Raw genomic sequence first — 22,152 nt, 5'->3', positions numbered from 1 at the left:
CGACCACCTTTAACACCGTCCTGTGAGGCGGAGAAGGGAGGATCGGATGACTGCCCGCACAGTCTTGCAGGAAGCCGATATCTCACGGGCTTTGACCCGTATTGCCCACGAAATCCTGGAATCTAACCGGGGTGTTGATGGCCTTGTTCTTCTCGGTGTGCCTACTCGAGGCGTTAATCTAGCTCGTCGCCTGGCAGCAATCATTGCGCGAATCGCCGAGACGACCGTGCCTTGCGGTTCGTTGGACGTCACCCTCTTTCGTGACGATCTCTCACGACAACCCACGCGCTCACCACAACCGACCGAGATCCCCGCAGGCGGTATTGACGGCAAGACGGTCGTACTCGTTGACGACGTGCTGTTCTCGGGTCGGAGCATCCGGGCAGCGCTCGATGCGCTGCAGTCGATTGGTCGGCCGGCAGTTGTGCGGCTAGCAACACTTGTTGACCGGGGGCATCGCGAACTACCGATTCGGCCCGACTTTGTCGGAAAAAATATTCCCTCGTCACGGCAAGAACGTGTGAATGTGCGGCTTCACGAAACCGACGGTATTGATGCGGTGACGATCGAATCATGAGACACCTGCTCGATACACAGACGCTGTCGCGCGAAACAGCGTTGCGCATTCTCGATGTTGCCGAAGACATGGCAGACACGCAGTCGCGTGAGATTAAAAAGCTACCCACTCTTCGCGGACGCACCGTCGTCAACCTCTTTTTTGAAGACTCCACACGTACGCGAATCTCTTTTGAAGCAGCTGCCAAGCGGTTATCTGCCGACGTCATCAACTTCGCAGCCAAAGGATCCTCGGTCTCAAAGGGTGAGAGCCTGCAAGACACGGCGCAAACACTCGAGGCTATGGGAGCCGATGCGGTGGTCATTCGCCACTCAGCCTCCGGAGCGCCTCGTACACTGGCCAGCAGCGGCTGGATTAGCGCCGGAGTGATCAACGCGGGAGACGGTACTCACGAGCATCCGACTCAGGCCCTTCTCGACGCATTCACCATTCGGAAGCGTCACTGGGGCGAAGACAGTCGCGGACGCGATCTTGAGGGGCTCTCGGTAACTATCGTCGGCGATGTTTTGCACTCACGTGTCGCACGCTCCAACGTTTGGCTACTCACTACGCTGGGGGCCCAGGTGACACTGGTCACGCCGCCGACTCTTGTTCCTCAGAACGTGAATCGGTGGCCGGTGGATGTGCAATACAACCTTGATGACGCAATCGATAACAAACCGGATGCCATCATGATGCTGCGCATTCAACTCGAGAGAATGCAGGCGGCGTTCTTCCCCAGTGAACGCGAATACACGCGTCAATGGGGGCTCGACTCGACACGGTTGGCTCGCCTGCCGGCCGATAGCATAGTTATGCACCCCGGCCCCATGAACCGCGGTCTGGAAATTAGTGCGGAGGCTGCTGATTCTGCGCAGTCAACCGTACGAGAACAGGTTGCCAACGGAATCTCCGTGCGTATGGCTGTTATGTATCTCCTGCTTGCGGGCGACCGCGACCAGGCTGTGAAAGGAGTAGACCGTTGAGCTCAACCGTTATTACCGGGGCACGGTTAGTGACCGGAGACATCGTCGACATCGTTATTGACGGTGACCGCATCGTAGAGGTTGGCGCGGGGCTCAGTCGTGCGGGAGCGCGCCACATTGACGCCGATGGACTGCTTGCGCTGCCTGGCTTAGTTGACCTCCACACGCATTTGCGCGAGCCGGGATACGAAGCATCCGAAACCGTCGAAACCGGCACGCGTGCGGCCGCAGCGGGAGGGTTTACGGCAGTTTTTGCCATGCCCAATACGTCTCCTGTTGCCGATACCGCGGGAGTGGTTGAGCAAGAGCTAGCTTTAGGTGACACGGCGGGTTTTGTGCGAGTGCAGCCCATTGGTGCGGTCACTGTCGGTCAGAAGGGCGAACGTCTGGCAGAGCTGGGCGCGATGGCCGACTCGCGTGCTCAGGTGCGGGTGTTTAGCGACGACGGATTTTGTGTATGGGATCCGTTGATTATGCGACGCGCTCTGGAATATGTGAAGCGTTTTGACGGTGTTATTGCGCAGCACGCACAAGATCCACGACTGACCGAGGGTGCACAGCTGAACGAGGGCGCCGTCTCGGCAGAGCTGGGGCTCACCGGATGGCCCGCTGTTGCGGAAGAATCAATCATCGCGCGAGATGTTCTACTGGCCGAGCATGTGGGATCACGCTTGCACATTTGTCATCTGTCAACGGCAGGATCGGTCGATATTATTCGGTGGGCAAAGAAGCGTGGCATCAATGTCACGGCCGAGGTTACTCCTCACCACCTGCTGCTCACCGACGAAATGGCCCGCGGTTACGATGCGCGCTACAAGGTCAACCCGCCGCTGCGCACGGCAGAAGATGTACAGGCGGTACGCGACGGCCTTGCCGATGGCACGATTGACATTGTCGCGACCGACCATGCTCCGCACCCCGCCGAAGCGAAAGCATGCGAGTGGCAGGCTGCAGCCAATGGAATGGTGGGGCTCGAGAGCGCACTGCGCGTTGTCCACACCACCATGGTCGACACCGGGCAACTGTCGTGGGAAGACATCGCTCGCGTTATGAGCTATGCGCCAGCGAAAATCGGAAGCCTGACGACGCACGGCACTCCGATCGCCGCAGGACAACCCGCAGAACTGGCACTGTACGACCCGTCTGTGCGCGGCGTATTTACAGAAGCCGATTTGCGCGGACGTAGCAAAAACTCGCCCTACCTCGGTCAAGAACTACCCGGCCGCGTGGTCTGGACCATTCACCGCGGCGTACCCACTGTTGTGGATGGAGAAGTTGTAGAGAAGGTCGGTGCATGACTCACGAGGCGATCATCGCACTAGTGGTTCTGCTCGTTGTCGGACTACTCGGCCTTATGGCTTGGGGCTGGATGCGTCGGCGACGACGTGACTCGGCTCTTCGCGCACCGTTGGGTGTTCCGGAGCACGCTGAAACGCTCAGCCGATATGAAGTCTTATACGTTGCCACGACACGTCGTGCGCAGCCCTTAGAGCGACTGCTGGTTCGGCCGCTGGCGTTCCGGGCACGGGGAGAAATCGCCGTCACGGATCGCGGTATTGCAGTGAGCCTGGACGGTACACCAACAGTTTTTATTGATTCCGCTCGTTTTGTTGGGATAGAGCGCGCGAGCGTCACCATCGATCGAGTAGTGGAACGCGGCGGTCTCGTTTGTATCGCCTGGTCTGTTGCCGACGACACAGTGGCGGACAGCTATTTCCGGATTGTTTCTCGTGATCCGGCAGAGTTTATTGAAGATATTCAGCGCAATTGCGCTGCACCCGAGGTGGGAGCACACACATGATCCATTCAACACCGGCCGTGCTCGTTCTAGAAGACGGCTCACGATTCGAAGGGCACGCTTATGGTGCGCACGGCACGACCGTCGGCGAAGTTGTTTTTGCCACGGGTATGTCGGGCTACCAAGAGACGCTGACCGATCCGTCCTACGCCGGTCAAATTGTGCTGCAGACGGCACCGCACATCGGCGTCACAGGGGTCAACGACGAAGACAATGAGTCTTCTCGCATCTGGGTGGCCGGTTACATCGTGCGTGACCCTTCTCGTAGAGTTTCTAACTGGCGCGCAACGGGCTCTTTGGACGACGCTCTCGAAGCCCACGGCATTATCGGAATCAGCGGCATCGATACTCGTGCAGTGACGCGCCGAATCCGCGATGCTGGCGCGCTACGCGGTGGAATTTTCTCGGGTGACGACGCCGCACGCTCACATGACGAACAGCTACAAACCGTCATCGAGTCGCCGCGAATGGCCGGTCAGAATCTCTCCGCTCGCGTGTCGATTCCTTCCGCGTCGCTTATTCCTACAACGCAGCGCAAGCTGGGCAATCTCGCCGTTATTGACCTGGGGATCAAGCAGTCCACGATCGATAACTTGACGGCGCGAGGCTTCGATGTGCACCTGCTGCCAGAAACCGTGACGATCGATGACGTGCTGGCGATTCAACCCATCGCCGTCTTCTATTCGAATGGACCAGGCGACCCTGCCGCATCCGATAGGCATGTCGAGCTTCTGCGTGCGGTGCTCGACCTCGGTCTGCCGTTTTTTGGAGTCTGCTTCGGTAACCAGCTGTTTGCACGGGCACTTGGTCTGGAGACATATAAGTTGCCGTTTGGTCACCGCGGCATTAACCAGCCGGTTCTTGATAAACAGAGCGACCGGGTGGAAATTACCGCGCACAATCACGGTTTCGCTGTGAGTGCACCTCTCGATGGCCCCTTTGATAGCCCACACGGGTATGGGCGCGTTGAGGTAAGCCATATCGGGCTCAACGACCAGGTGGTTGAGGGACTGCGAGCCCTGGATAGGCCCGCATTTTCTGTGCAGTTCCATCCCGAGGCGGCTAGCGGGCCGCACGACGCCAATACACTCTTTGACCGTTTCCGCGATCTTGTCGTCGCGACACTGCGCCAGGCTCAGGAACAGAGCCAGAACGGAGCCTTCTAATGCCAAAGCGCGACGATATTCAGTCGGTACTTGTTATCGGGTCTGGCCCGATTGTGATCGGTCAGGCATGCGAGTTCGATTACTCGGGTACGCAGGCATGCCGTGTGCTGCGTGAAGAGGGAGTACGGGTCATTCTCGTCAACTCCAACCCGGCCACAATTATGACCGACCCCGACTTCGCAGACGCCACGTACGTCGAGCCGATCACGCCTGAAGTGATCGAATCAATCATTGTCAAAGAGAAGCCGGATGCCATTCTTCCCACGCTCGGTGGGCAGACAGCGTTGAACGCCGCAATGACTCTGCACGAGCGGGGCATTCTCGAAAAGTATGGCGTTGAACTTATTGGTGCTCGGGTCGAGGCGATTCAGCGCGGCGAAGATCGCCAAATCTTTAAGGAGCTCGTCATTGAGGCCGGTGCAGAGGTGGCTGACAGCCGCATCTGCAACTCAATGGACGAAGTTCTTGCCGGGGCTGCTGAGCTCGGGTATCCACTTGTCGTTCGCCCTTCCTTCACGATGGGTGGTCTGGGCTCAGGTTTTGCCTATGACGAAGATGACCTGCGTCGGATCGCCGGTGCGGGCCTTCACGACTCGCCCACGCACGAGGTGCTTCTTGAAGAATCAATCCTCGGATGGAAAGAGTATGAGCTGGAGCTCATGCGCGATAATGCAGACAACACGGTCGTGGTGTGTTCTATCGAGAACTTTGACCCGGTCGGTGTGCACACCGGTGACGCCATCACGGTTGCTCCGGCACTCACCCTCACCGACCGCGAGTATCAGCGCATGCGCGATATCGGTATCGATATTATTCGGCGCGTCGGAGTCGACACAGGCGGTTGCAACATTCAGTTTGCCGTTGACCCTGCGACGGGCCGCATCATTGTTATCGAGATGAACCCCCGTGTTTCGCGCTCGTCGGCGCTCGCTTCGAAGGCGACCGGCTTCCCGATCGCGAAGCTCGCCGCGAAGTTGGCGCTGGGGTACCGGCTTGATGAGATTCCGAACGACATCACGCAGGTGACTCCCGCCAGTTTTGAGCCGACTCTCGACTACGTGGTTGTCAAGGTTCCGCGCTTTGCTTTTGAGAAGTTCCCCGCTGCCGACACCACACTGACGACAACCATGAAGTCCGTGGGTGAAGCGATGGCGATTGGCCGTAACTTTACGACGGCGCTGCAAAAGGCACTGCGTTCACTAGAAAAGCGCGGCTCAAGCTTTCATTGGGGTGAAGAGTCTCGCAGTGTAGAAGAATTGCTCGAACTTATTAAGACGCCAACCGATGAACGAATTGTTCAGTTGCAGCAGGCTCTGCGCAAGGGTGCAACGATCGAGCAGGCGTTTGAGTCGACTGCTATTGATCCGTGGTTCCTCGATCAGGTTGTTCTTATCAACGAGGTTGCGGAGCACGTGCGTGCTGCAGCTGAGCTTGATGCGTCTGTGCTGAAACTTGCTAAAGACCATGGTTTTTCGGATGCACAGCTGGCGCAACTGCGAAACATCAGTGAGACCGAAGTGCGTGACATCCGTCGACAGTCGGGTGTGCGTCCTGTGTTTAAGACGGTCGACACCTGTGCGGGTGAGTTCCCCGCGTTGACGCCCTATTACTACTCGAGCTACGACAGCGAGAGCGAGGTTCTTCCCTCGGATCGCACCAAGGTCGTAATCATTGGTTCTGGACCTAACAGGATCGGGCAGGGTGTCGAGTTCGACTACTCATGCGTGCATGCGTCTTTTGCGCTCGGTGATGCTGGTTATGAAACAGTCATGATCAACTGCAACCCCGAAACGGTTTCGACCGACTACGACACGTCTGATCGACTGTATTTCGAACCGCTCACGCTCGAAGATGTGCTCGAGGTACTTGATGCTGAAGCTGCTAATGGCGAAATTCTCGGCGTTATTTGCCAGCTTGGTGGGCAGACTCCGCTGGGGCTTGCAAAAGGCATCGAGGCTGCCGGGTACCGTGTCTTGGGCACGAGCCCGGATGCTATTGACTTGGCCGAAGAACGCAGTCTGTTTAGCGGAATTCTCGATGCGGCCGATCTGGTGGCGCCCCGTCATGGCACCGCAATTGACGTTGATGGTGCCGTAGCTGTCGCGGATGATATTGGTTACCCGGTGCTGGTTCGCCCGAGCTTTGTGCTGGGCGGTCGCGGTATGGAGATCGTCTATGACGCCGACAGCCTGCGCGACTATTTTGTGCGAATCGCCGATCAGGCGATCATTGGGCCTGGGCAGCCGCTCCTTGTCGATCGTTTCTTAGACGACGCCATTGAGATCGACGTTGATGCGTTGTACGACGGTGAAGATCTGTTCATCGGCGGCATTATGGAGCACCTGGAAGAAGCCGGTATTCACTCGGGAGACTCCAGTTGCACGCTGCCACCCATCTCGCTCGGTCGAAACGAAGTTGAGCGAGTCCGTGAGGCTACCCGTGCTATCGCCGATGGCGTTGGTGTGCGTGGCCTGCTTAATGTGCAGTTTGCCGTCAGCGCCGGCGTTCTGTACGTGATTGAAGCGAACCCGCGCGCCAGCCGCACCGTACCTTTTGTCTCCAAGGCTTTGGGTATTCCGCTGGCAAAGGCAGCGAGCCGCGTGATGGCCGGCGCGACCATCAGTCAGTTGCAAGAAGAGGGCCTGTTGCCGGATGCCGATGGCACTCATATTCCTTTGACAGCCCCGGTTGCGGTAAAAGAAGCAGTTCTACCGTTTAAGCGTTTCCGCACGCGCGATGGGCAGACTGTCGACTCGGTGCTGGGGCCGGAGATGCGATCGACCGGTGAAGTGATGGGCATCGACCGTGACTTTCCGACCGCATTCGCGAAGAGCCAAGCTGCGGCTTACGGCGGGATGCCGACATCCGGCACTGTCTTTATCTCTGTTGCCGATGCCGATAAACGCGACATTATTTTGCCCGCGCACCGGCTGAATCAACTGGGTTTCACGATTGTGGCGACCGAGGGTACGGCGGAAATTCTTACCCGTAACGGTATTCCAGTGAGCGTGGTGCAAAAGTTCAGTGCTACCAAGCAGACCGGTGAACGCAACATCGTTGATCTCATCAACGACGGAGAGATCGATATCGTCGTGAACACGCCCTCGGGTGGTGCTGCTCGCGCGGATGGATATGAGATTCGCGCGGCAGCGGTAGCGGCAGATAAAGCGCTGTTTACCACAACGGCTCTGCTGGGTGCTGCGGTGAGCGGGATGGACGCGGCAGAGGCAGGCTTTGAGGTGCGCAGCCTGCAGGAGTATGACCGTGACCGAAAGGTTGCGGTGTGACGGTACCGTTTGGCGACCGGCTGCACGCGGCCCTCAACACGTGGGGGCCGCTGTGCGTCGGCATTGATCCGCACCAAGAACTACTGGCTGCGTGGGGGCTGTCGCACGATGCTCGAGGAGTAGAAGAGTTTTCTCTGCGTGTCGTTGAAGCAGCGCACGGCCGCGTCGGTGTTGTAAAACCGCAGGTTGCTTTTTTTGAGCGCTTCGGCGCGGCGGGCTTCGCGGCACTCGAAAAGACGTTGACCGCTGCCCGCCAGGCCGGGCTTCTTGTCATTGCCGATGCTAAGCGTGGCGATATTGGCAGTACGATGCGCGGGTACTGCGATGCATGGTTGAGCGCTGGTTCTCCCCTCGAGGTCGATGCCCTCACCGTAAGCCCGTATTTGGGGCCGGCATCGCTGCAAGAAACCGTAGATACCGCATATGCCGCGGGCAAAGGTTTGTTTGTTCTTGCGGCAACGAGTAATCCTGAGGCGGTCGGATTACAAACATCACAGGGTAGCGAGCAACTCACCGTGGCCACTCAGGTGGTGCGAGAGGCGGCGCGTGCGCGCGAGGATAACCTCGCCAGCGACAGCGGTTGGGGGAGCGTCGGTCTGGTGATTGGCGCGACCGTTGACCCGGCCCCCTATGGTTTGACACCGGAGGGACTCACAGGGTTACCGATTCTTGCGCCAGGTTTTGGTGCGCAAGGTGCGGGGCCCGAAGATATACATCGAGTGTTTGCCGATGTATCCGATCAGGTGATTGCGAACGAGAGCCGCAGTATTTTGCGTTCTGGACCATCCCTCATTGCAGGCACGATTGAGTCAGCGGCAGCGCGGTACCGGGAGGTTCGTCATGGGTGAAAAGCGTACGGTTCCCGAGGTTGATCGTGAGGCAGCCGCTCGGCGCGCTGTTCAGATGCGTCGCGCGCGAGCAGCGGTGAAGCGTGATTTGGCAACGCGCGTCGTAACACCGCAGCAGATTGCTCAGCAGGCTTTCGCTGAACCCCGCTCAGTGCCAGGATCGCTTCGGATTACCGACTTTCTTACGGCGCTTCCGGCCATTGGGGCAGGTAAACGCGACCGTATTCTGCAGCAGCTCAGCATCTCGGATGTCAAAAGGCTCGGTGGTCTTGGTCGACGCCAGCGCCATGACTTGCTGGAGTGGTTAGACGAACGTTTTCCGCCCGCCGCGCCGCGTGATAACCGCAGCCGTCTGCTTGTCTTAGCAGGGCCGACCGCGGTCGGCAAAGGGACCGTGGCGGAGAAGATTCGTCAGGAGCATCCGGATATCGTTCTCTCGGTTTCGGCCACTACTCGGGCGCCTCGCCCCGGTGAAACAGACGGGGTGCACTACTACTTCGTGAGCGATGCCGAGTTTGATCGTCTTATCGCCGATAACGAACTCTTGGAGTACGCGACCGTACATAATCGGCATCGTTATGGCACGCCTCGCCGACCCATTGAAGAAGCATTGGCAGCGGGCAAAACTGTGCTGTTGGAGATCGATCTTCAGGGAGCACGGCAGGTGCGAAGAGCTGAGCCCTCGGCAACGCTCATCTTCCTGCTTCCTCCCTCATGGGATGAGCTGGTGCAGCGGCTGGTCGGCCGAGGCACAGAAGACGCCGAAGAACGGGCGCGTAGACTTCGTACAGCGAAAGTCGAACTCGCCTCACAAGCCGAGTTCGACTACCGCATCGTGAATGCTGACGTCGCCGCTGCGGCGCAAGACGTCGTAGACTTGAGCACAGACTCTGCGCAGCCGACGATCTAGTTGCGCATTCACACCACTTTTGACCGCGACAAACTGTCGCTCGACCAGGAGGTCACCCTATGGCTGGAACCAATGAGGGGATTATCGAGCCCCCCATCGATAGTTTGCTCGAGCGCGTTGAGTCCAAGTATGAACTGGTAATTTACGCCGCCAAACGGGCTCGCCAGATCAATGACTACTACTCGGACCTGCACGAGGGAAACCTCTTCGACAACGTGGGCCCGCTGGTTGATAGCACGATTGAAGACAAGCCTCTGACTATCGCGTTGCACGAGATTAATCAGGACAAGCTGCGGCTGCGTCACGCAGAGTAACTGACTCCGTGGCCTCCGACATACTGATGTCGGAGGCCACTGTCATACTGGCCCGTATCGCTACTTTTATCCCCCGAGCTGGAGCACGAATGAGCACGCTGCGTCTTTTCACATCGGAATCCGTTACCGAGGGGCATCCCGACAAAATCTGTGATCAGATTTCAGACAGTATTCTCGATGGTCTTCTCGAGAAAGACGTTCATTCCCGCGTTGCCGTAGAGACTATGGTGACCACGGGACTCGTGCACGTTGCAGGAGAAATTCGCACATCGGCGTACGTCGATATTCCCACTATTGTTCGCGAGGTTGTCAACGGCATTGGCTACACCTCGAGCGATATGGGTTTTGACGGCGCGTCGTGCGGTGTCAGTGTCTCGGTGGGGGAGCAGTCGAGCGATATTGCCGGTGGCGTCGATAGAGCTTTCGAGCAGCGGGTAGGCGGATCGACTGACCCGCTCGACCTCCTCGGTGCCGGCGACCAGGGCATGATGTTCGGCTACGCCACCAACGAGACCCGTGAGCTTATGCCCATGGCCGCGTGGACTGCGCACAGACTAGCTGAGCGTCTGGCAGCAGTGCGTCACGATGGTACGGTGCCGTTTTTGCGTCCCGACGGCAAGACTCAGGTGACACTGGGGTATGAGGGCGATATTCCCAAGACGATTGAGACCGTACTGGTCTCGACCCAGCACCACCCGGATGCAACGCCCGATGACATCGCCGACGCTGTTCGCGAGCATGTCGTCGATGTTGTGTTGCCAACGACCGGACTGGATGTTTCGGCCAATCTGCGCTGCCTCATTAATCCCGCCGGGCCTTTTGTTACGGGTGGCCCGCAGGGGGATGCGGGGCTGACCGGACGCAAAATCATTATCGACACCTATGGTGGAGCGGCTCGCCACGGGGGCGGAGCCTTTAGTGGCAAAGATCCGTCGAAGGTTGACCGCTCGGGCGCATATGCGACGCGCTGGGTGGCAAAGAATGCTGTGGCGGCGGGGCTTGCCGACCGTGTCGAAGTACAGGTGGCATATGCCATCGGTGTCGCCGAACCAGTGGGGCTCTATGTTGAGACTTTTGGCACGGGACACGTGAGCGATGACGCCATTACTGCAGCGATTAATGATGTGTTTGACCTGCGACCGCAGGTCATAATCAATGAACTCGACCTGCTGCGGCCCATTTACCGCCAGACGGCAACCTATGGTCACTTCGGTCGAGACCATCAAGATTTCACATGGGAACGCACCAACCGCGTCGACGAACTGCGTCGCGCGGCCGGAATTTAGCATGGTAAGGCGTATCGCGCGAGTAATGCTCGATTCGCCACTGCCACAGCTTGACCGCCTTTTTGACTACGAACTCACAGAAGAACAGCGCGAGCAAGCACGGCCTGGGCTTCGAGTGCGCGTGCCTTTACGCACCGCCGGTCGGCTCGTTGACGGTTTTATTATTTCCTGCGACGACGAAGCAGACGACACACGTGTGCTCGCGGCTGTCGAAACAGTAGTCTCGGATGTTCCCGTGCTCCCGAAGCGCCTCTACACGCTTGCACGACGACTTGCCGACCGTGCGGCGGGCAGCGCGATCGACATTGTTCGTCTGGCCGTACCCAAACGTCATGTTCGCGTCGAGAAGGACTGGCGTGCAGGTGGTGAGCCCGAACCGATACCACTCGACGATGCGGTTGTTCATCGCTCTTACGAGGTGCTCGGCAGTTATGGAGACCTCGATCAGCAACTGCGCGATCACACACGTGTCGCTGTCGAGGCAGTACCCCAGGTCGACTCGCAAGGGCGTCCGCTGTGGGCCAGCCTGTTCGCCGCGATAGCGGTTGCTACCCTCGACCGTGGTCAGTCCAGCATTCTGGTGGTCCCGGACCACCGTGACCTGACTATGTTGCGGAGCGTGCTCAGTGAATGGCTTGATGAAGCCGTCATTGTTCGTGTCGATGCCGGGCAGAGCAACGTGGAGCGCTATCGCGCTTACTTGCGCACGCTCGATGACGCCCCGTGTGTTGTTGTCGGCAACCGCTCGGCCGTGTACTCGCCCGTGCGCGCCGGTGTAATCGCTGTATGGGATGAAGGCGATTCGCTGCTGGCCGAACCTTTGGCACCCTATGTGCACGCGCGAGATGCCGCTCTTATACGGCAGGAGCAAGAAGATAGTGCTCTTATTTTTGCCGCACATGCGCGAAGCACCGATATCGAACGACTCGTCAGCGGTGGGTGGATGTCTGAGACCACAGCACAGCCCCGGCGTCCGTCACGAGTGGTGCTTGATGCGGGAAGCGAAATCGATAAGGGCGGCCAACGCATACCCTCACGGGCATTTACCACGGCACGCGAAGCAGCACGAGAAGGACCCGTGCTCATCCAAGTAGCACGCCCGGGCTTTGCGCCGTCGCTGGTGTGCGCACAGTGTCGGGCTCCCTCACGCTGCCTTCACTGTGCTGGGCCGCTGCAGGCCGCGTACCGAGGTGCTGTGCCGTCGTGCGGCTGGTGTGCGCGCCCCGCACACGCGTGGGAGTGCACGCATTGCCAATCGCATCAGTTTCGTTGGGCAGCATCCGGCAGCCAGCGCACAGCCGAAGAACTGGGGCGTGCTTTTGCTGGCACCCGAGTTATTGTGTCTGACGGCGACCACCCCGTAGAGCAGGTTGATGCCCGACCGTCACTAGTGGTGGCTACGCGCGGAGCCGAACCTATTGCCGAGGGAGGCTACCGTGCGGTCGTGCTCTTAGACGGCGCACGCATGCTGCAGGCACCCCAATTGCGCATCGGCGAATCGTGCCTGCGATGGTGGGCCAACGCGGCAGCACTGGCTGCCCCGGGCGCTACCGTGCACCTGGTCGGGGTGGATGGACCCGTGGCGCGTGCGTTGGCAACGGCCAATCATGCGGCGTATCTGCGTGAAGAACTGCGAACGCGAGCGCCGCTCATGATGCCTCCCACCGCCCGTACCGCCACGCTCGAAGGCACACCCCGCGGCATTGAGCGTGCGCGAGAAGCGCTCGAAAATGCGGGGGTCGGTCGCGACGGTTTTCTTGGCCCTGTTCCGGTTGATTCTGCCGACGGTACAGAGCGACTCGAGAACAGAGAACGACTACTGGTGCGATTTCCGTACGCGGCTGGTGAGAGGGTGGCTACGGCCCTGCGTGGTGCGGTTATTGCCGAGGCATCCGGTAGCCGCCGCGGGCGTGGCAAGAATCGCAAAACAACACTCACCGTGCGCCTCGACTCGCGAGAACCCGACCTTTAGAGTCCGGCACCCCACAATGACCCGAGCACCCCACAATAGCCAGAGCACCCCACAATAGATGGTGCAGCGATAAGCACCGCAAGCATTTCACGCAGCAGGGAGAAAACGTATGCGTTTGATATTCGCCGGAACACCGGAGGTAGCAGTACCAACGTTACGTGCCCTTGCTGCGGCGTACGAGATTGTCGCCGTGATTACACGACCGGATGCCCCTCTGGGGCGCAAGCGGGTGCTCACGCCGTCGCCCGTGGCTGTCGCTGCCGAAGAGCTGGGTATTTCGGTGATTCGTGCCGCACGGCTAGACGACGACGTGACGATGATGGTGCAAAATTATGAGGCTGATCTGGGAGTGATCGTGGCATACGGCGGGCTCGTGCGTGAGCCGCTGCTGAGCACACCGCGCTGGGGGTGGATTAATCTGCATTTTTCGTCGCTGCCCGACTGGCGCGGCGCGGCACCAGTGCAACGCGCCATTATGGCAGGAGAGACCTCGCTGGGAATGAGTGTTTTTCAGCTGGTTGCTGAGCTCGATGCCGGCGACGTATTTGCTCAACGAGAGGTCAACGTTGGTGGCGACGCGACGGCCGACCAGGCGTTTGCGATTCTGGCGCATGATGGAGCCGAGCTTGTAAAAAACGTGGTCGCAGCGATTGGAGACGGCAGCGCACAAGCTACTCCGCAAGAGGGCGAGCCCCGCTACGCGGCCAAGCTGGCTCTGAGCGATGGCGTTATTGACTGGACACAGTCAGCGAGCAGTGTGTATGCCCGTTTCCGCGGAGTGACGACGGAGCCGGGTGCCTCGACGACTGTCCACGGCGAGCGCCTAAAGATTATCGAGATGCAATCGTATGACGGGCCGGAGAACGCTGCGCCCGGAGAGGTGATTGCCGACAAACAGACTGTGCTCGTCGGCACCGGTACGTCGCCCATTCGGCTTGTGCGCGTGCAGCCCGCCGGACGCGGCGCCATGGCCGCGGGTGACTGGTGGCGAGGCCGTCGCGACACAGCGCGGTTGGGGGAGTGATGTCGACCAGAAAGCCACAGCGTGTGCAGCCTGCCCGATCTGTTGCCTACTCGGTTATTCGTGCGGTTGCTGATAATGACGCGTATGCGAACCTCGCGTTACCGGCTGCTTTGCGAGCAGCCGATGTGCAGGGGCCGGATGCTGCGCTGGCCACCGAGCTGACGTATGGCACGTTGCGCGGCTTAGGCACTTACGATGCCATCATTTCGCATGTCGCTCGGCGTCCTGTCGATCGCATCGATCCGCCGGTGTTAGATGCGCTGCGGTTGGGGGTGCATCAGTTATTGTCTATGCGCGTGGCAACACATGCTGCGGTTAACGAGTCCGTGGCATTGGCCTCCTTTTCTGGGCGCTCAGCCGCCGGGTTTGCTAATGCGGTGCTGCGAAAAGTGGCGGGAGCCGACCGAGATTCCTGGATGCTCACGCTACGTGAATCTGCACGATCAGACGATGAAAAGCTGGCGCTAGAGACGTCGCATCCGGTGTGGATCATTCGTGCTCTGCGGCGAGCGCTGCGGGCCGAGGGACGCGAACTCGAACTTGCAGACCTACTGGCGGCCGACAACGCATCACCGAGCGTCACTCTTGCTGTGCTGCCCGGACTGGGCGAGCCCGTGTCTGAACCGCGACCGTATGCGGCGACGGCCTACGAGTGGCGAAGCGGAGACCCGGCCGAAATTGTTGAACAGAGCGACGGCCGTGTTCGTGTTCAGGATGAAGGGTCGCAGATAGCAGCGTGGTCGCTCGCGGAAGCTGCTCCTATCCGTCACGGTGAACGCTGGCTCGATCTGTGTGCGGGCCCGGGGGGTAAGACTGCGTTACTGGCAGCGATAGCACTACAAAGTGGTGTGGCACTGGACGCGAATGAGGTTGTTCCGGCGCGGGCGGGTCTGGTGCGTCGTGCCGTAGCTGCGGTGCCGCTACCGGTTGCTGTGCACGAAGAAGACGGGCGTGAGTTTGCGGAGGCGCATGCGAAAACCTACGACCGCATTCTCGTCGACGCACCGTGTACAGGTCTCGGTGCTCTGCGTCGCCGCCCAGAGGCGCGATGGCGCAAACAACCCAGTGATATTCCGGCTCTTGTTACGTTGCAAGAATCATTGTTATCGGCGGCTGTGACCGCGCTGGTACCGGGGGGAATCGTGGCTTATGTCACGTGCTCGCCCCATCAGGCTGAGACTCGTGATGTTGTTGCTGCGGTGCTACGAAAACACGATGATCTGGTTGAGCTTAATGCGCGTGAGATCGTTGCTCGCGTGGCGCAGAGTCCTATCGATGTGGCTCCCGGCGTCGATGGTAGCGGTAGCGCACAGTTGTGGCCTCACCGGCATGGAACCGATGCCATGTTCATTGCGGTGCTGCGTCGGGGCGACGGACCAAAGTCAGAAGCCAGGGGATAATGAGAACCATGACTCGTGCGCAAGACCCCCGTGTGAACCCCAGTATTTTGGCTGCTGATTTTGTGAACATGCAGGCCGAGCTTGAGCGCATCAGCACAGCAGACTTTGTGCATGTGGATGTGATGGACAACCATTTTGTTCCTAACCTCACCTTTGGCCCACAAATGGTGGAGCGTATTCAGGCGACGAGTCCTGTGCCTCTCGATGTGCATCTCATGATTAGCGACGCCGACCGCTGGGCTCCCGGCTATGCGGAGATCGGAGCGGCAAGCGTGACCTTTCACTGGGAGGCCACGAGCAACCCGGTAGAGCTGGCGCGAAAAATCCGTGACATCGGAGCTCGAGCAGGAGTAGCCATTAAGCCGGGTACCGCTGCCGAACCACTGTTTGATCTTCTTGACGAGTTTGATCAGGTTTTGGTGATGACGGTCGAACCAGGATTTGGTGGACAAGGATTCATGCCCGAAACCATGCCGAAGCTTCGCGCCCTCTATGATGCTGCGCGGCGACAGGGATCGGATGTGTGGTTGCAGGTTGACGGTGGTATCTCTGATCGCACGATTGAGCAGGCTGCTGCCGCGGGAGCCGATACGTTTGTGGCTGGATCGGCCGTCTATGGCTCCGACAACGTCGAAGCAGCCATCACGCGTCTGCGTGAGCTAGCTAGAACCGCTAGCCTGGACAGGTGAAAACGTTCGAGGAACTGTTTGCCGAGTTGAGCAAGAAAGCCCAGACCCGCCCCGCCGGATCGGGAACCGTTGCACAACTGGATGCAGGCGTGCATGCGATCGGCAAGAAGATCGTTGAAGAAGCAGCCGAGGTGTGGATGGCTGCCGAATACGAGAGTGATGACGCGACGGCAGAAGAGGTATCGCAGTTGCTGTACCACGTGCAGGTGCTGCTGCTGGCCAAGGGGCTGACTCTGGACGACGTGTACCGACATTTGTGAGCGCACCGCCCGTACACCAATCCATTCTCAACGGAAAGAACCCGCAACCCATGCTGCGCATTGCTGTTCCCAACAAGGGATCACTGTCAGAAACTGCAACAGATATGTTGCAAGAAGCCGGATACACCGGCCGTCGCGACTCGAAAACATTGCACGTTATCGACTCAGAGAATGATGTCGAGTTTTTCTACCTGCGCCCCCGAGACATCGCCACCTATGTTGCATCCGGTGCGCTCGATGTTGGCATAACGGGGCGTGACCTGCTGCTGGATGTTCGTCAACCGGCGCGTGAGATTGAACAACTGGGCTTTGGTGCATCAACGTTTAGGTTTGCTGCTCCGCCCGGACAGTTCCGTGACGTCGCCGATTTGGCTGGCGTTCGAGTAGCAAGCGCCTATCCTGGTCTCGTCGGCGACTTTTTACACGAGAACGGTGTCGATGCAGAGCTAGTCACCCTCGATGGTGCCGTTGAATCTGCCATCCAGCTGGGTGTTGCCGATGCAGTGGCCGATGTTGTAGAAACCGGCACAACCCTCCGACAGGCAGGGCTTGAAATTTTTGGTCCCGTAATCTTGCAGTCCGAGGCGGTGCTCATTTCGCGTCCGGAAGAAGCTGCCGGCACGCAGACACTCCTGCGCAGGCTGCGCGGTGTGATGGTTGCACGCCGCTTCGTGCTCCTTGACTACGACCTTCCTGTTTCACTGGTCGATCAGGCTGTTGCGATTGCACCGGGGCGTGAATCGCCCACTATCTCACCATTGCGTGACCCGGAGTGGGTTGCTGTGCGCGTGATGATCCCACGGTCAGGCGTAAACCAGGTGATGGACGCCCTGTACAACCTGGGCGCCCGTGCGATTCTTGTCACTGCTATCGACGCTGCGAGGCTCTAATGTCACTTGCTGTTCGGGTTATTCCCTGTTTAGATGTGGCCGCAGGCCGAGTGGTGAAGGGTGTCAACTTTCGCGACCTTCGCGACATGGGCGACCCGGTAGAACTCGCCCACCACTACACCGAGCAGGGCGCCGACGAAATTACCTTTCTTGATGTCACTGCCACCGTCGACGAACGCGCGACAACATATGACATGGTGCGCAGAACAGCGGAAGAAATCTTCGTACCGCTCACCGTTGGTGGGGGAGTCCGCTCGGTTGACGATGTCGATCGACTACTCTCCGTAGGAGCCGACAAAATCGGTGTCAACTCAGCCGCTATCGCTCGCCCTGGTCTTATCGATGAGATTGCTGCAAAGTTTGGTAATCAGGTCATCGTGCTTTCGCTTGACATCACAAGGTCACCGGATGCCGCGTCGGGTTTCATAGTGACGACCCATGGTGGACGCACCCAAACCTCTCTGGATGCGCTGGAGTGGGCGAAAGAGGCCACGGAGCGTGGGGCTGGAGAACTCCTGGTCAACTCGATCGATGCTGACGGCACACGCGATGGTTTTGACCTCGAGCTCGTTCGCAAAGTTCGCGAGGTTGCTGCTGTACCGATCATTGCTTCGGGCGGCGCGGGCGAAGCAGAAGACTTTCCTCCGGCCATCGGTGCCGGGGCCGACGCCGTTCTTGCCGCGAGCGTATTTCATTCCGGACACCTCACCGTCGGCGATGTCAAACAGGCGCTGAAACAGGCAGGCGTTGAGGTTCGATGACAAACAGAGCCGTAACCCTTGACGAGATCGTCTGGAATGATGACGGACTAGCTCCGGTGATTGTTCAGCAGTGGGACACCCTCGAGGTCCTTATGCTTGCCTGGGCCGACCGTGAAGCACTTCATCGCACACTGACAGAAAAACGGGCAACCTACTGGTCGCGGTCACGTCAGCAGTATTGGCGCAAAGGTGACACCTCCGGTCATGTGCAACACGTGAGAGGCGTGCACGTTGATTGCGACGGTGACACGATCCTCTTTCTTGTTGACCAGACCGGGGCAGCTTGCCACACGGGTACTCGCACGTGTTTCGACGACAGAGAGTTAGTGCTCCGAGAGGGGGCTGCCTCGTGACGCGGTACTCGCAGCGCGGCCGCTCGCTAACAGCGAGCGGATTCGTCATCGCTGGTGGGCTCTCGCTTATTGCCGGAACCCAAACCTGGTTGACTGTCGCGCGCACAGACTCTCCAGAAACCATCGACGTTATCGGCAGTCAGGCACTCGCACTGCTTGTGCCGTTGAGTCTTGCAGCTCTTGCGTTGGGGGCGGCAATTGCGCTAGTCGGTATCGTGCTACGAAGAGTTTTCGCCGTCGTTGGAGTTGCTATCGGTGCGGCAATTGCTGTTGCAACCCTCACCGTTATTGTGGCTCAACCTTTGAGCTCCCTCGCACCCGCGATGACTGAGGTCACGGGCCTCGCCGGAGACGCGACGCTGGAGGCACTCATTGCCACCGTGACGGTTTCGGTGTGGCCGTGGATCGCAGCCATTGGCGGACTGTTGTTGGCCGTAACCGGCGCATTCGCGTTTATGACAGCTCCATCGTGGAGCAGCGCCGGACGCCGCTTTGAAAGTGCTGCGACGGCACATGAAGGACCTGTGGATGCCGTGGATTCGTGGGACGACCTCAGCCACGGTACCGACCCTACGGGTTGATCCGCTCAGACACAGAAGAACTAGATAGACTTGGGGGACCACCCCCACCTGTACCTTTCGGAGGAGAACATGACCAACCCCATCGCCGATCCCGGCCACGGACATTCGCCTGCTGCCTGGACCGCCGTGGTCATCATGTTGTTGGGCGTGGCTATCGGAACCTTTGCCTTCTTTATGGCCTATGAAGTTATCGTCTGGGCTTCGGCCGGACTCGTTGTCGTCGGTCTTCTTGTCGGCTGGATTATGGCGAAGGTCGGGTACGGCGTTAACGGACCGAAGTACAACCCGAAGGGCCACTAATGGTACTCGCCGCCCTCACGGCCGGCGCAGTAGAAGACGCGGAACGCCGCGCGCTGACGCGACCTCTCGCTGAGGTTGAACGCGACGCGCTGGCTCGTCCTGCGGCTCGTGACGCCGTTGCTGCCCTTGCGCCCACCGATCGAGTCAAGATTATTGCCGAGGTCAAACGCGCGAGTCCGTCCCGCGGCGTTCTCGCCGAAATACCAGACCCCGCGTTACAGGCAGGGCTGTATCAACAGGGCGGGGCATCTGCCATCAGCGTTCTCACGGAGGAACGCCGTTTTGGCGGGAGTCTCGCCGATCTCGAAGCAGTAACTGCTGCTGTCCAATTACCGGTACTGCGAAAAGACTTCATTGCCTCGGCCTACCAGGTGTTCGAAGCTCGCGCGGCGGGGGCCGACCTTGCGCTGCTTATCGTCGCGGGGCTCGAAGACAAACTACTGCGCGAGCTATACAACCTCATTCTCGAACTCGGAATGACCCCGCTGGTAGAAACCCACGCAGAAGACGAACTTGAACGCGCTATTGACCTGGGCGCATCGCTCATTGGCGTCAACGCGCGCAATCTGCACACACTCGAGCTTGATCGTGACCTGTTTGGTCGACTCGTTGACCGGATTCCCGCATCGGCTGTGAAGATCGCCGAGTCGGCTGTGCTCTCACCCGACGATGTTCGTCGGTACCGGAGTGCTGGTGCCGATGTGGTTCTCATCGGCGAAGCACTCGTCACGAATGACCCGGTAGAAACCCTCGCTGCATATTTGGAGGCAGGTGCATGAGCCTACGGTCAGAGCGCGGCCCTTTTTTCGGCGACTATGGCGGACGCTACATGCCGGAGTCTCTTATCGCGGCGATTGATGAACTCACCGCAGCCTATGAAGAGGCCATTGCTAGTGAGCAGTTTCGTGCCGAACTGAGCGAGCTCTTGCATTCTTACGCAGGGCGTCCGTCTCCGATCACCGAGGTGCCACGGTTTGCTGAGCATGCTGGCGGAGCACGAATTTTCCTCAAACGCGAAGACCTCAATCACACGGGCTCGCACAAGATAAACAACGTGCTCGGTCAGGCCTTGCTGACGCGCCGTCTCGGTAAAACGCGTGTGATCGCCGAGACCGGGGCCGGGCAACACGGGGTGGCCACAGCAACAGCGGCAGCACTGTTCGGTTTGCAGTGCACGATTTATATGGGCGAGGTTGACACGGAACGCCAAGCGCTCAACGTTGCCCGAATGCGACTCTTGGGCGCCGATGTTGTCGCGGTAAAGACAGGGTCGCGCACACTGAAAGATGCCATCAATGAGGCATATCGTGACTGGGTAGCATCGGTCGAGAACACGAACTATATTTTTGGCACCGCGGCAGGCCCTCACCCGTTCCCCGCGATGGTGCGTGATTTCCAGAAAATTATTGGCGAAGAAGCCCGCCAACAGTTGCTCGATAAGGTTGGTCGACTTCCGGATGCTGTTGTGGCCTGTGTTGGCGGTGGGTCGAATGCGATCGGTATGTTCGACGCATTTCTCGACGACGCCGAGGTGAAGCTGTATGGCGTTGAGGCCGCCGGCGACGGCGTGGATACACCGCGCCATGCCGCATCGATCGGACGAGGGCGCCCGGGCGTGCTGCACGGATCACGCACATATGTGCTGCAAGACGAAGACGGACAAACTTTAGAGTCGCATTCGATTTCTGCCGGCCTCGACTATCCAGGAGTAGGCCCGGAACATGCGTGGTTGGCCGATATCGGCCGTGCTCAGTATGTTCCCGCTACCGATAACGAGGCGATGCAGGCACTACGACTGTTGAGCCAGACAGAAGGAATTATTCCTGCAATTGAGTCGTCGCATGCTCTGGCTGCGGCTCTGCGCTTGGGACGCGAACTTGGCTCCGATGGAATCGTTGCGGTGAGTCTTTCTGGACGCGGCGATAAAGATATGGAGACGGCCGCTCGTTATTTCGAACTGTTCGATGAGGAGCCTTCGTGAGTCGCGTAACAGAAGCTATTGATCGGGCACGCCAAGCAGGCAGGGGTGCGCTTATCGGCTACCTGCCGGTGGGGTTTCCTGATTTAGAAACAAGTATTAATGCGGCGATTACTCTTGCGCGTAATGGCGTCGACATCATCGAGCTTGGCCCGCCATACAGCGATCCCGTGATGGATGGCGCAGTGATCCAAGAGGCCACGGCCGCTGCACTAGCCGGTGGCTTTCGTATGCGTGATCTCTTCACCGCTGTGAAGCGGATTACGGCCGAAGTTGATGCACCGGTTGTCGTTATGACCTACTGGAACCCGGTCGTGCAATACGGTGTCGCCCGATTCGCCGACGATCTGCTGGCAGCAGGCGGTGCCGGACTAATTACTCCCGACATCACGCCTGAAGCTGCCGGGGAATGGATTGCCGAAAGCAAGCGCACGGGGCTCGACCGTATCTTCTTGGCAGCGCCTACGTCGTCCGACGAAAGGCTTGCTCTTATTTCTTCGTCAACAACCGGGTTTGTTTACACGGTATCGACCATGGGAATTACGGGCGAGCGGCAAGCTCTCGACCAGGCTGCTCGTGATGTCGTTGGCCGGCTCAAACAGCAGGGTTCAGGCTACGCGTGCGTCGGGATCGGTATTTCTAATCCCGATCACGTAGCTGGCGTGATGGAATATGCCGACGGCGCCATCGTCGGCACAGCACTGGTGAAGTCTCTGCGCGACGGTGGCCTGACGGCGCTGGCGGAAACGACACGCGCGTTGGCTGCCGGCACTGCCCTGCGTTCTTGATCATC

The 22,152-nt window shown here is 59.1% G+C and carries 23 protein-coding genes; all 23 read left to right on the top strand.

The genetic code is table 11. The annotated features are described in order from the left end of the window. Positions 1 to 46: 46 nt before the first annotated feature. The 23 genes from pyrR (at position 47) to trpA (ending at position 22,147) form a co-directional block, all read left to right on the top strand. Entirely contained in the window at positions 47 to 577 is a 531-nt protein-coding gene (gene pyrR / locus ACQUSW_RS01635) for a bifunctional pyr operon transcriptional regulator/uracil phosphoribosyltransferase PyrR (protein ID WP_428930543.1), read from the top strand. After that, a complete protein-coding gene (locus ACQUSW_RS01630; protein ID WP_428930542.1) occupies positions 574 to 1,542 on the top strand; it encodes an aspartate carbamoyltransferase catalytic subunit in 969 nt (322 codons plus the stop codon). Before pyrR ends, ACQUSW_RS01630 begins: the two co-directional genes overlap by 4 nt. Next, positions 1,539 to 2,840: a dihydroorotase gene (locus ACQUSW_RS01625; RefSeq protein ID WP_428930541.1), complete on the top strand. Its 1,302-nt coding sequence runs from the start codon at positions 1,539 to 1,541 to the stop codon at positions 2,838 to 2,840. The genes ACQUSW_RS01630 and ACQUSW_RS01625 overlap by 4 nt, the downstream gene beginning before the upstream one ends. Next, on the top strand, positions 2,837 to 3,343 hold the full coding sequence (locus ACQUSW_RS01620; RefSeq protein WP_428930540.1) for a PH-like domain-containing protein: 507 nt from the start codon (positions 2,837 to 2,839) through the stop codon (positions 3,341 to 3,343). The genes ACQUSW_RS01625 and ACQUSW_RS01620 overlap by 4 nt, the downstream gene beginning before the upstream one ends. After that, positions 3,340 to 4,506 (top strand): glutamine-hydrolyzing carbamoyl-phosphate synthase small subunit, encoded by a 1,167-nt coding sequence (gene carA, locus ACQUSW_RS01615; protein ID WP_428930539.1) that lies wholly within the window; start codon positions 3,340 to 3,342, stop codon positions 4,504 to 4,506. Before ACQUSW_RS01620 ends, carA begins: the two co-directional genes overlap by 4 nt. Beyond that, positions 4,506 to 7,793: a carbamoyl-phosphate synthase large subunit gene (gene carB / locus ACQUSW_RS01610; protein WP_428930538.1), complete on the top strand. Its 3,288-nt coding sequence runs from the start codon at positions 4,506 to 4,508 to the stop codon at positions 7,791 to 7,793. Before carA ends, carB begins: the two co-directional genes overlap by 1 nt. Then, the gene (gene pyrF / locus ACQUSW_RS01605) at positions 7,790 to 8,641 is read left to right on the top strand and encodes an orotidine-5'-phosphate decarboxylase (RefSeq protein WP_428930537.1); all 852 of its coding nucleotides are present in this window, start codon (positions 7,790 to 7,792) and stop codon (positions 8,639 to 8,641) included. The genes carB and pyrF overlap by 4 nt, the downstream gene beginning before the upstream one ends. Beyond that, positions 8,634 to 9,551, top strand: a complete 918-nt coding sequence (gene gmk, locus ACQUSW_RS01600) for a guanylate kinase (protein ID WP_428930536.1) — start codon at positions 8,634 to 8,636, stop codon at positions 9,549 to 9,551. The genes pyrF and gmk overlap by 8 nt, the downstream gene beginning before the upstream one ends. Positions 9,552 to 9,610: 59 nt before the next feature. Beyond that, positions 9,611 to 9,865: a DNA-directed RNA polymerase subunit omega gene (gene rpoZ / locus ACQUSW_RS01595; RefSeq protein WP_428930535.1), complete on the top strand. Its 255-nt coding sequence runs from the start codon at positions 9,611 to 9,613 to the stop codon at positions 9,863 to 9,865. 89 nt (positions 9,866 to 9,954) lie between these two features. Next, positions 9,955 to 11,151, top strand: a complete 1,197-nt coding sequence (gene metK, locus ACQUSW_RS01590) for a methionine adenosyltransferase (protein ID WP_428930534.1) — start codon at positions 9,955 to 9,957, stop codon at positions 11,149 to 11,151. 1 nt (position 11,152) lies between these two features. Then, positions 11,153 to 13,123 (top strand): primosomal protein N' family DNA-binding protein, encoded by a 1,971-nt coding sequence (locus ACQUSW_RS01585; protein ID WP_428930533.1) that lies wholly within the window; start codon positions 11,153 to 11,155, stop codon positions 13,121 to 13,123. A gap of 109 nt (positions 13,124 to 13,232) precedes the next feature. Next, on the top strand, positions 13,233 to 14,147 hold the full coding sequence (gene fmt / locus ACQUSW_RS01580; RefSeq protein ID WP_428930532.1) for a methionyl-tRNA formyltransferase: 915 nt from the start codon (positions 13,233 to 13,235) through the stop codon (positions 14,145 to 14,147). After that, positions 14,147 to 15,547 (top strand): RsmB/NOP family class I SAM-dependent RNA methyltransferase, encoded by a 1,401-nt coding sequence (locus ACQUSW_RS01575; protein WP_428930531.1) that lies wholly within the window; start codon positions 14,147 to 14,149, stop codon positions 15,545 to 15,547. The genes fmt and ACQUSW_RS01575 overlap by 1 nt, the downstream gene beginning before the upstream one ends. Before the next feature lie 8 nt (positions 15,548 to 15,555). Beyond that, a complete protein-coding gene (rpe, locus tag ACQUSW_RS01570) occupies positions 15,556 to 16,236 on the top strand; it encodes a ribulose-phosphate 3-epimerase (protein WP_428930530.1) in 681 nt (226 codons plus the stop codon). After that, positions 16,233 to 16,496 carry a phosphoribosyl-ATP diphosphatase gene (locus ACQUSW_RS01565; protein WP_428930529.1) on the top strand — a complete coding sequence of 88 codons (264 nt, stop codon included), beginning with the start codon at positions 16,233 to 16,235 and terminating at the stop codon, positions 16,494 to 16,496. The genes rpe and ACQUSW_RS01565 overlap by 4 nt, the downstream gene beginning before the upstream one ends. A 50-nt stretch (positions 16,497 to 16,546) precedes the next feature. Further along, entirely contained in the window at positions 16,547 to 17,386 is an 840-nt protein-coding gene (gene hisG, locus ACQUSW_RS01560) for an ATP phosphoribosyltransferase (RefSeq protein WP_428930528.1), read from the top strand. Then, the gene (gene hisF, locus ACQUSW_RS01555; protein WP_428930527.1) at positions 17,386 to 18,147 is read left to right on the top strand and encodes an imidazole glycerol phosphate synthase subunit HisF; all 762 of its coding nucleotides are present in this window, start codon (positions 17,386 to 17,388) and stop codon (positions 18,145 to 18,147) included. Before hisG ends, hisF begins: the two co-directional genes overlap by 1 nt. Continuing rightward, entirely contained in the window at positions 18,144 to 18,500 is a 357-nt protein-coding gene (gene hisI, locus ACQUSW_RS01550) for a phosphoribosyl-AMP cyclohydrolase (RefSeq protein ID WP_428930526.1), read from the top strand. The genes hisF and hisI overlap by 4 nt, the downstream gene beginning before the upstream one ends. Next, the gene (locus tag ACQUSW_RS01545) at positions 18,497 to 19,081 is read left to right on the top strand and encodes a Trp biosynthesis-associated membrane protein (RefSeq protein WP_428930525.1); all 585 of its coding nucleotides are present in this window, start codon (positions 18,497 to 18,499) and stop codon (positions 19,079 to 19,081) included. The genes hisI and ACQUSW_RS01545 overlap by 4 nt, the downstream gene beginning before the upstream one ends. Positions 19,082 to 19,150: 69 nt before the next feature. Then, positions 19,151 to 19,381, top strand: coding sequence for a DUF6704 family protein (locus ACQUSW_RS01540; protein WP_428930524.1), 231 nt, complete (start codon positions 19,151 to 19,153; stop codon positions 19,379 to 19,381). Beyond that, positions 19,381 to 20,160, top strand: a complete 780-nt coding sequence (gene trpC / locus ACQUSW_RS01535) for an indole-3-glycerol phosphate synthase TrpC (RefSeq protein ID WP_428930523.1) — start codon at positions 19,381 to 19,383, stop codon at positions 20,158 to 20,160. Before ACQUSW_RS01540 ends, trpC begins: the two co-directional genes overlap by 1 nt. After that, positions 20,157 to 21,362: a tryptophan synthase subunit beta gene (gene trpB / locus ACQUSW_RS01530; RefSeq protein WP_428930522.1), complete on the top strand. Its 1,206-nt coding sequence runs from the start codon at positions 20,157 to 20,159 to the stop codon at positions 21,360 to 21,362. Before trpC ends, trpB begins: the two co-directional genes overlap by 4 nt. Continuing rightward, the gene (gene trpA / locus ACQUSW_RS01525; RefSeq protein ID WP_428930521.1) at positions 21,359 to 22,147 is read left to right on the top strand and encodes a tryptophan synthase subunit alpha; all 789 of its coding nucleotides are present in this window, start codon (positions 21,359 to 21,361) and stop codon (positions 22,145 to 22,147) included. Before trpB ends, trpA begins: the two co-directional genes overlap by 4 nt. Positions 22,148 to 22,152 lie beyond the last annotated feature (5 nt).

The sequence above is a fragment of the Microbacterium luticellae genome (genome assembly GCF_050408645.1).
Taxonomy (GTDB): Bacteria; Actinomycetota; Actinomycetes; order Actinomycetales; family Microbacteriaceae; genus Microbacterium.
Note: the sequence above shows the minus strand (reverse complement) of the source record. Positions and strands in the feature narration are given on the sequence as shown.

Coding starts and splice junctions, on each gene's coding strand:
- pyrR (WP_428930543.1), top strand. CDS start 47: ATGACTGCCCGCACAGTCTTGCAGGAAGCCGATATCTCACGGGCTTTG.
- ACQUSW_RS01630 (WP_428930542.1), top strand. CDS start 574: ATGAGACACCTGCTCGATACACAGACGCTGTCGCGCGAAACAGCGTTG.
- ACQUSW_RS01620 (WP_428930540.1), top strand. CDS start 2,837: ATGACTCACGAGGCGATCATCGCACTAGTGGTTCTGCTCGTTGTCGGA.
- carA (WP_428930539.1), top strand. CDS start 3,340: ATGATCCATTCAACACCGGCCGTGCTCGTTCTAGAAGACGGCTCACGA.
- carB (WP_428930538.1), top strand. CDS start 4,506: ATGCCAAAGCGCGACGATATTCAGTCGGTACTTGTTATCGGGTCTGGC.
- gmk (WP_428930536.1), top strand. CDS start 8,634: ATGGGTGAAAAGCGTACGGTTCCCGAGGTTGATCGTGAGGCAGCCGCT.
- rpoZ (WP_428930535.1), top strand. CDS start 9,611: ATGGCTGGAACCAATGAGGGGATTATCGAGCCCCCCATCGATAGTTTG.
- metK (WP_428930534.1), top strand. CDS start 9,955: ATGAGCACGCTGCGTCTTTTCACATCGGAATCCGTTACCGAGGGGCAT.
- ACQUSW_RS01585 (WP_428930533.1), top strand. CDS start 11,153: ATGGTAAGGCGTATCGCGCGAGTAATGCTCGATTCGCCACTGCCACAG.
- fmt (WP_428930532.1), top strand. CDS start 13,233: ATGCGTTTGATATTCGCCGGAACACCGGAGGTAGCAGTACCAACGTTA.
- ACQUSW_RS01575 (WP_428930531.1), top strand. CDS start 14,147: ATGTCGACCAGAAAGCCACAGCGTGTGCAGCCTGCCCGATCTGTTGCC.
- rpe (WP_428930530.1), top strand. CDS start 15,556: ATGACTCGTGCGCAAGACCCCCGTGTGAACCCCAGTATTTTGGCTGCT.
- hisG (WP_428930528.1), top strand. CDS start 16,547: ATGCTGCGCATTGCTGTTCCCAACAAGGGATCACTGTCAGAAACTGCA.
- hisF (WP_428930527.1), top strand. CDS start 17,386: ATGTCACTTGCTGTTCGGGTTATTCCCTGTTTAGATGTGGCCGCAGGC.
- hisI (WP_428930526.1), top strand. CDS start 18,144: ATGACAAACAGAGCCGTAACCCTTGACGAGATCGTCTGGAATGATGAC.
- ACQUSW_RS01540 (WP_428930524.1), top strand. CDS start 19,151: ATGACCAACCCCATCGCCGATCCCGGCCACGGACATTCGCCTGCTGCC.
- trpC (WP_428930523.1), top strand. CDS start 19,381: ATGGTACTCGCCGCCCTCACGGCCGGCGCAGTAGAAGACGCGGAACGC.
- trpB (WP_428930522.1), top strand. CDS start 20,157: ATGAGCCTACGGTCAGAGCGCGGCCCTTTTTTCGGCGACTATGGCGGA.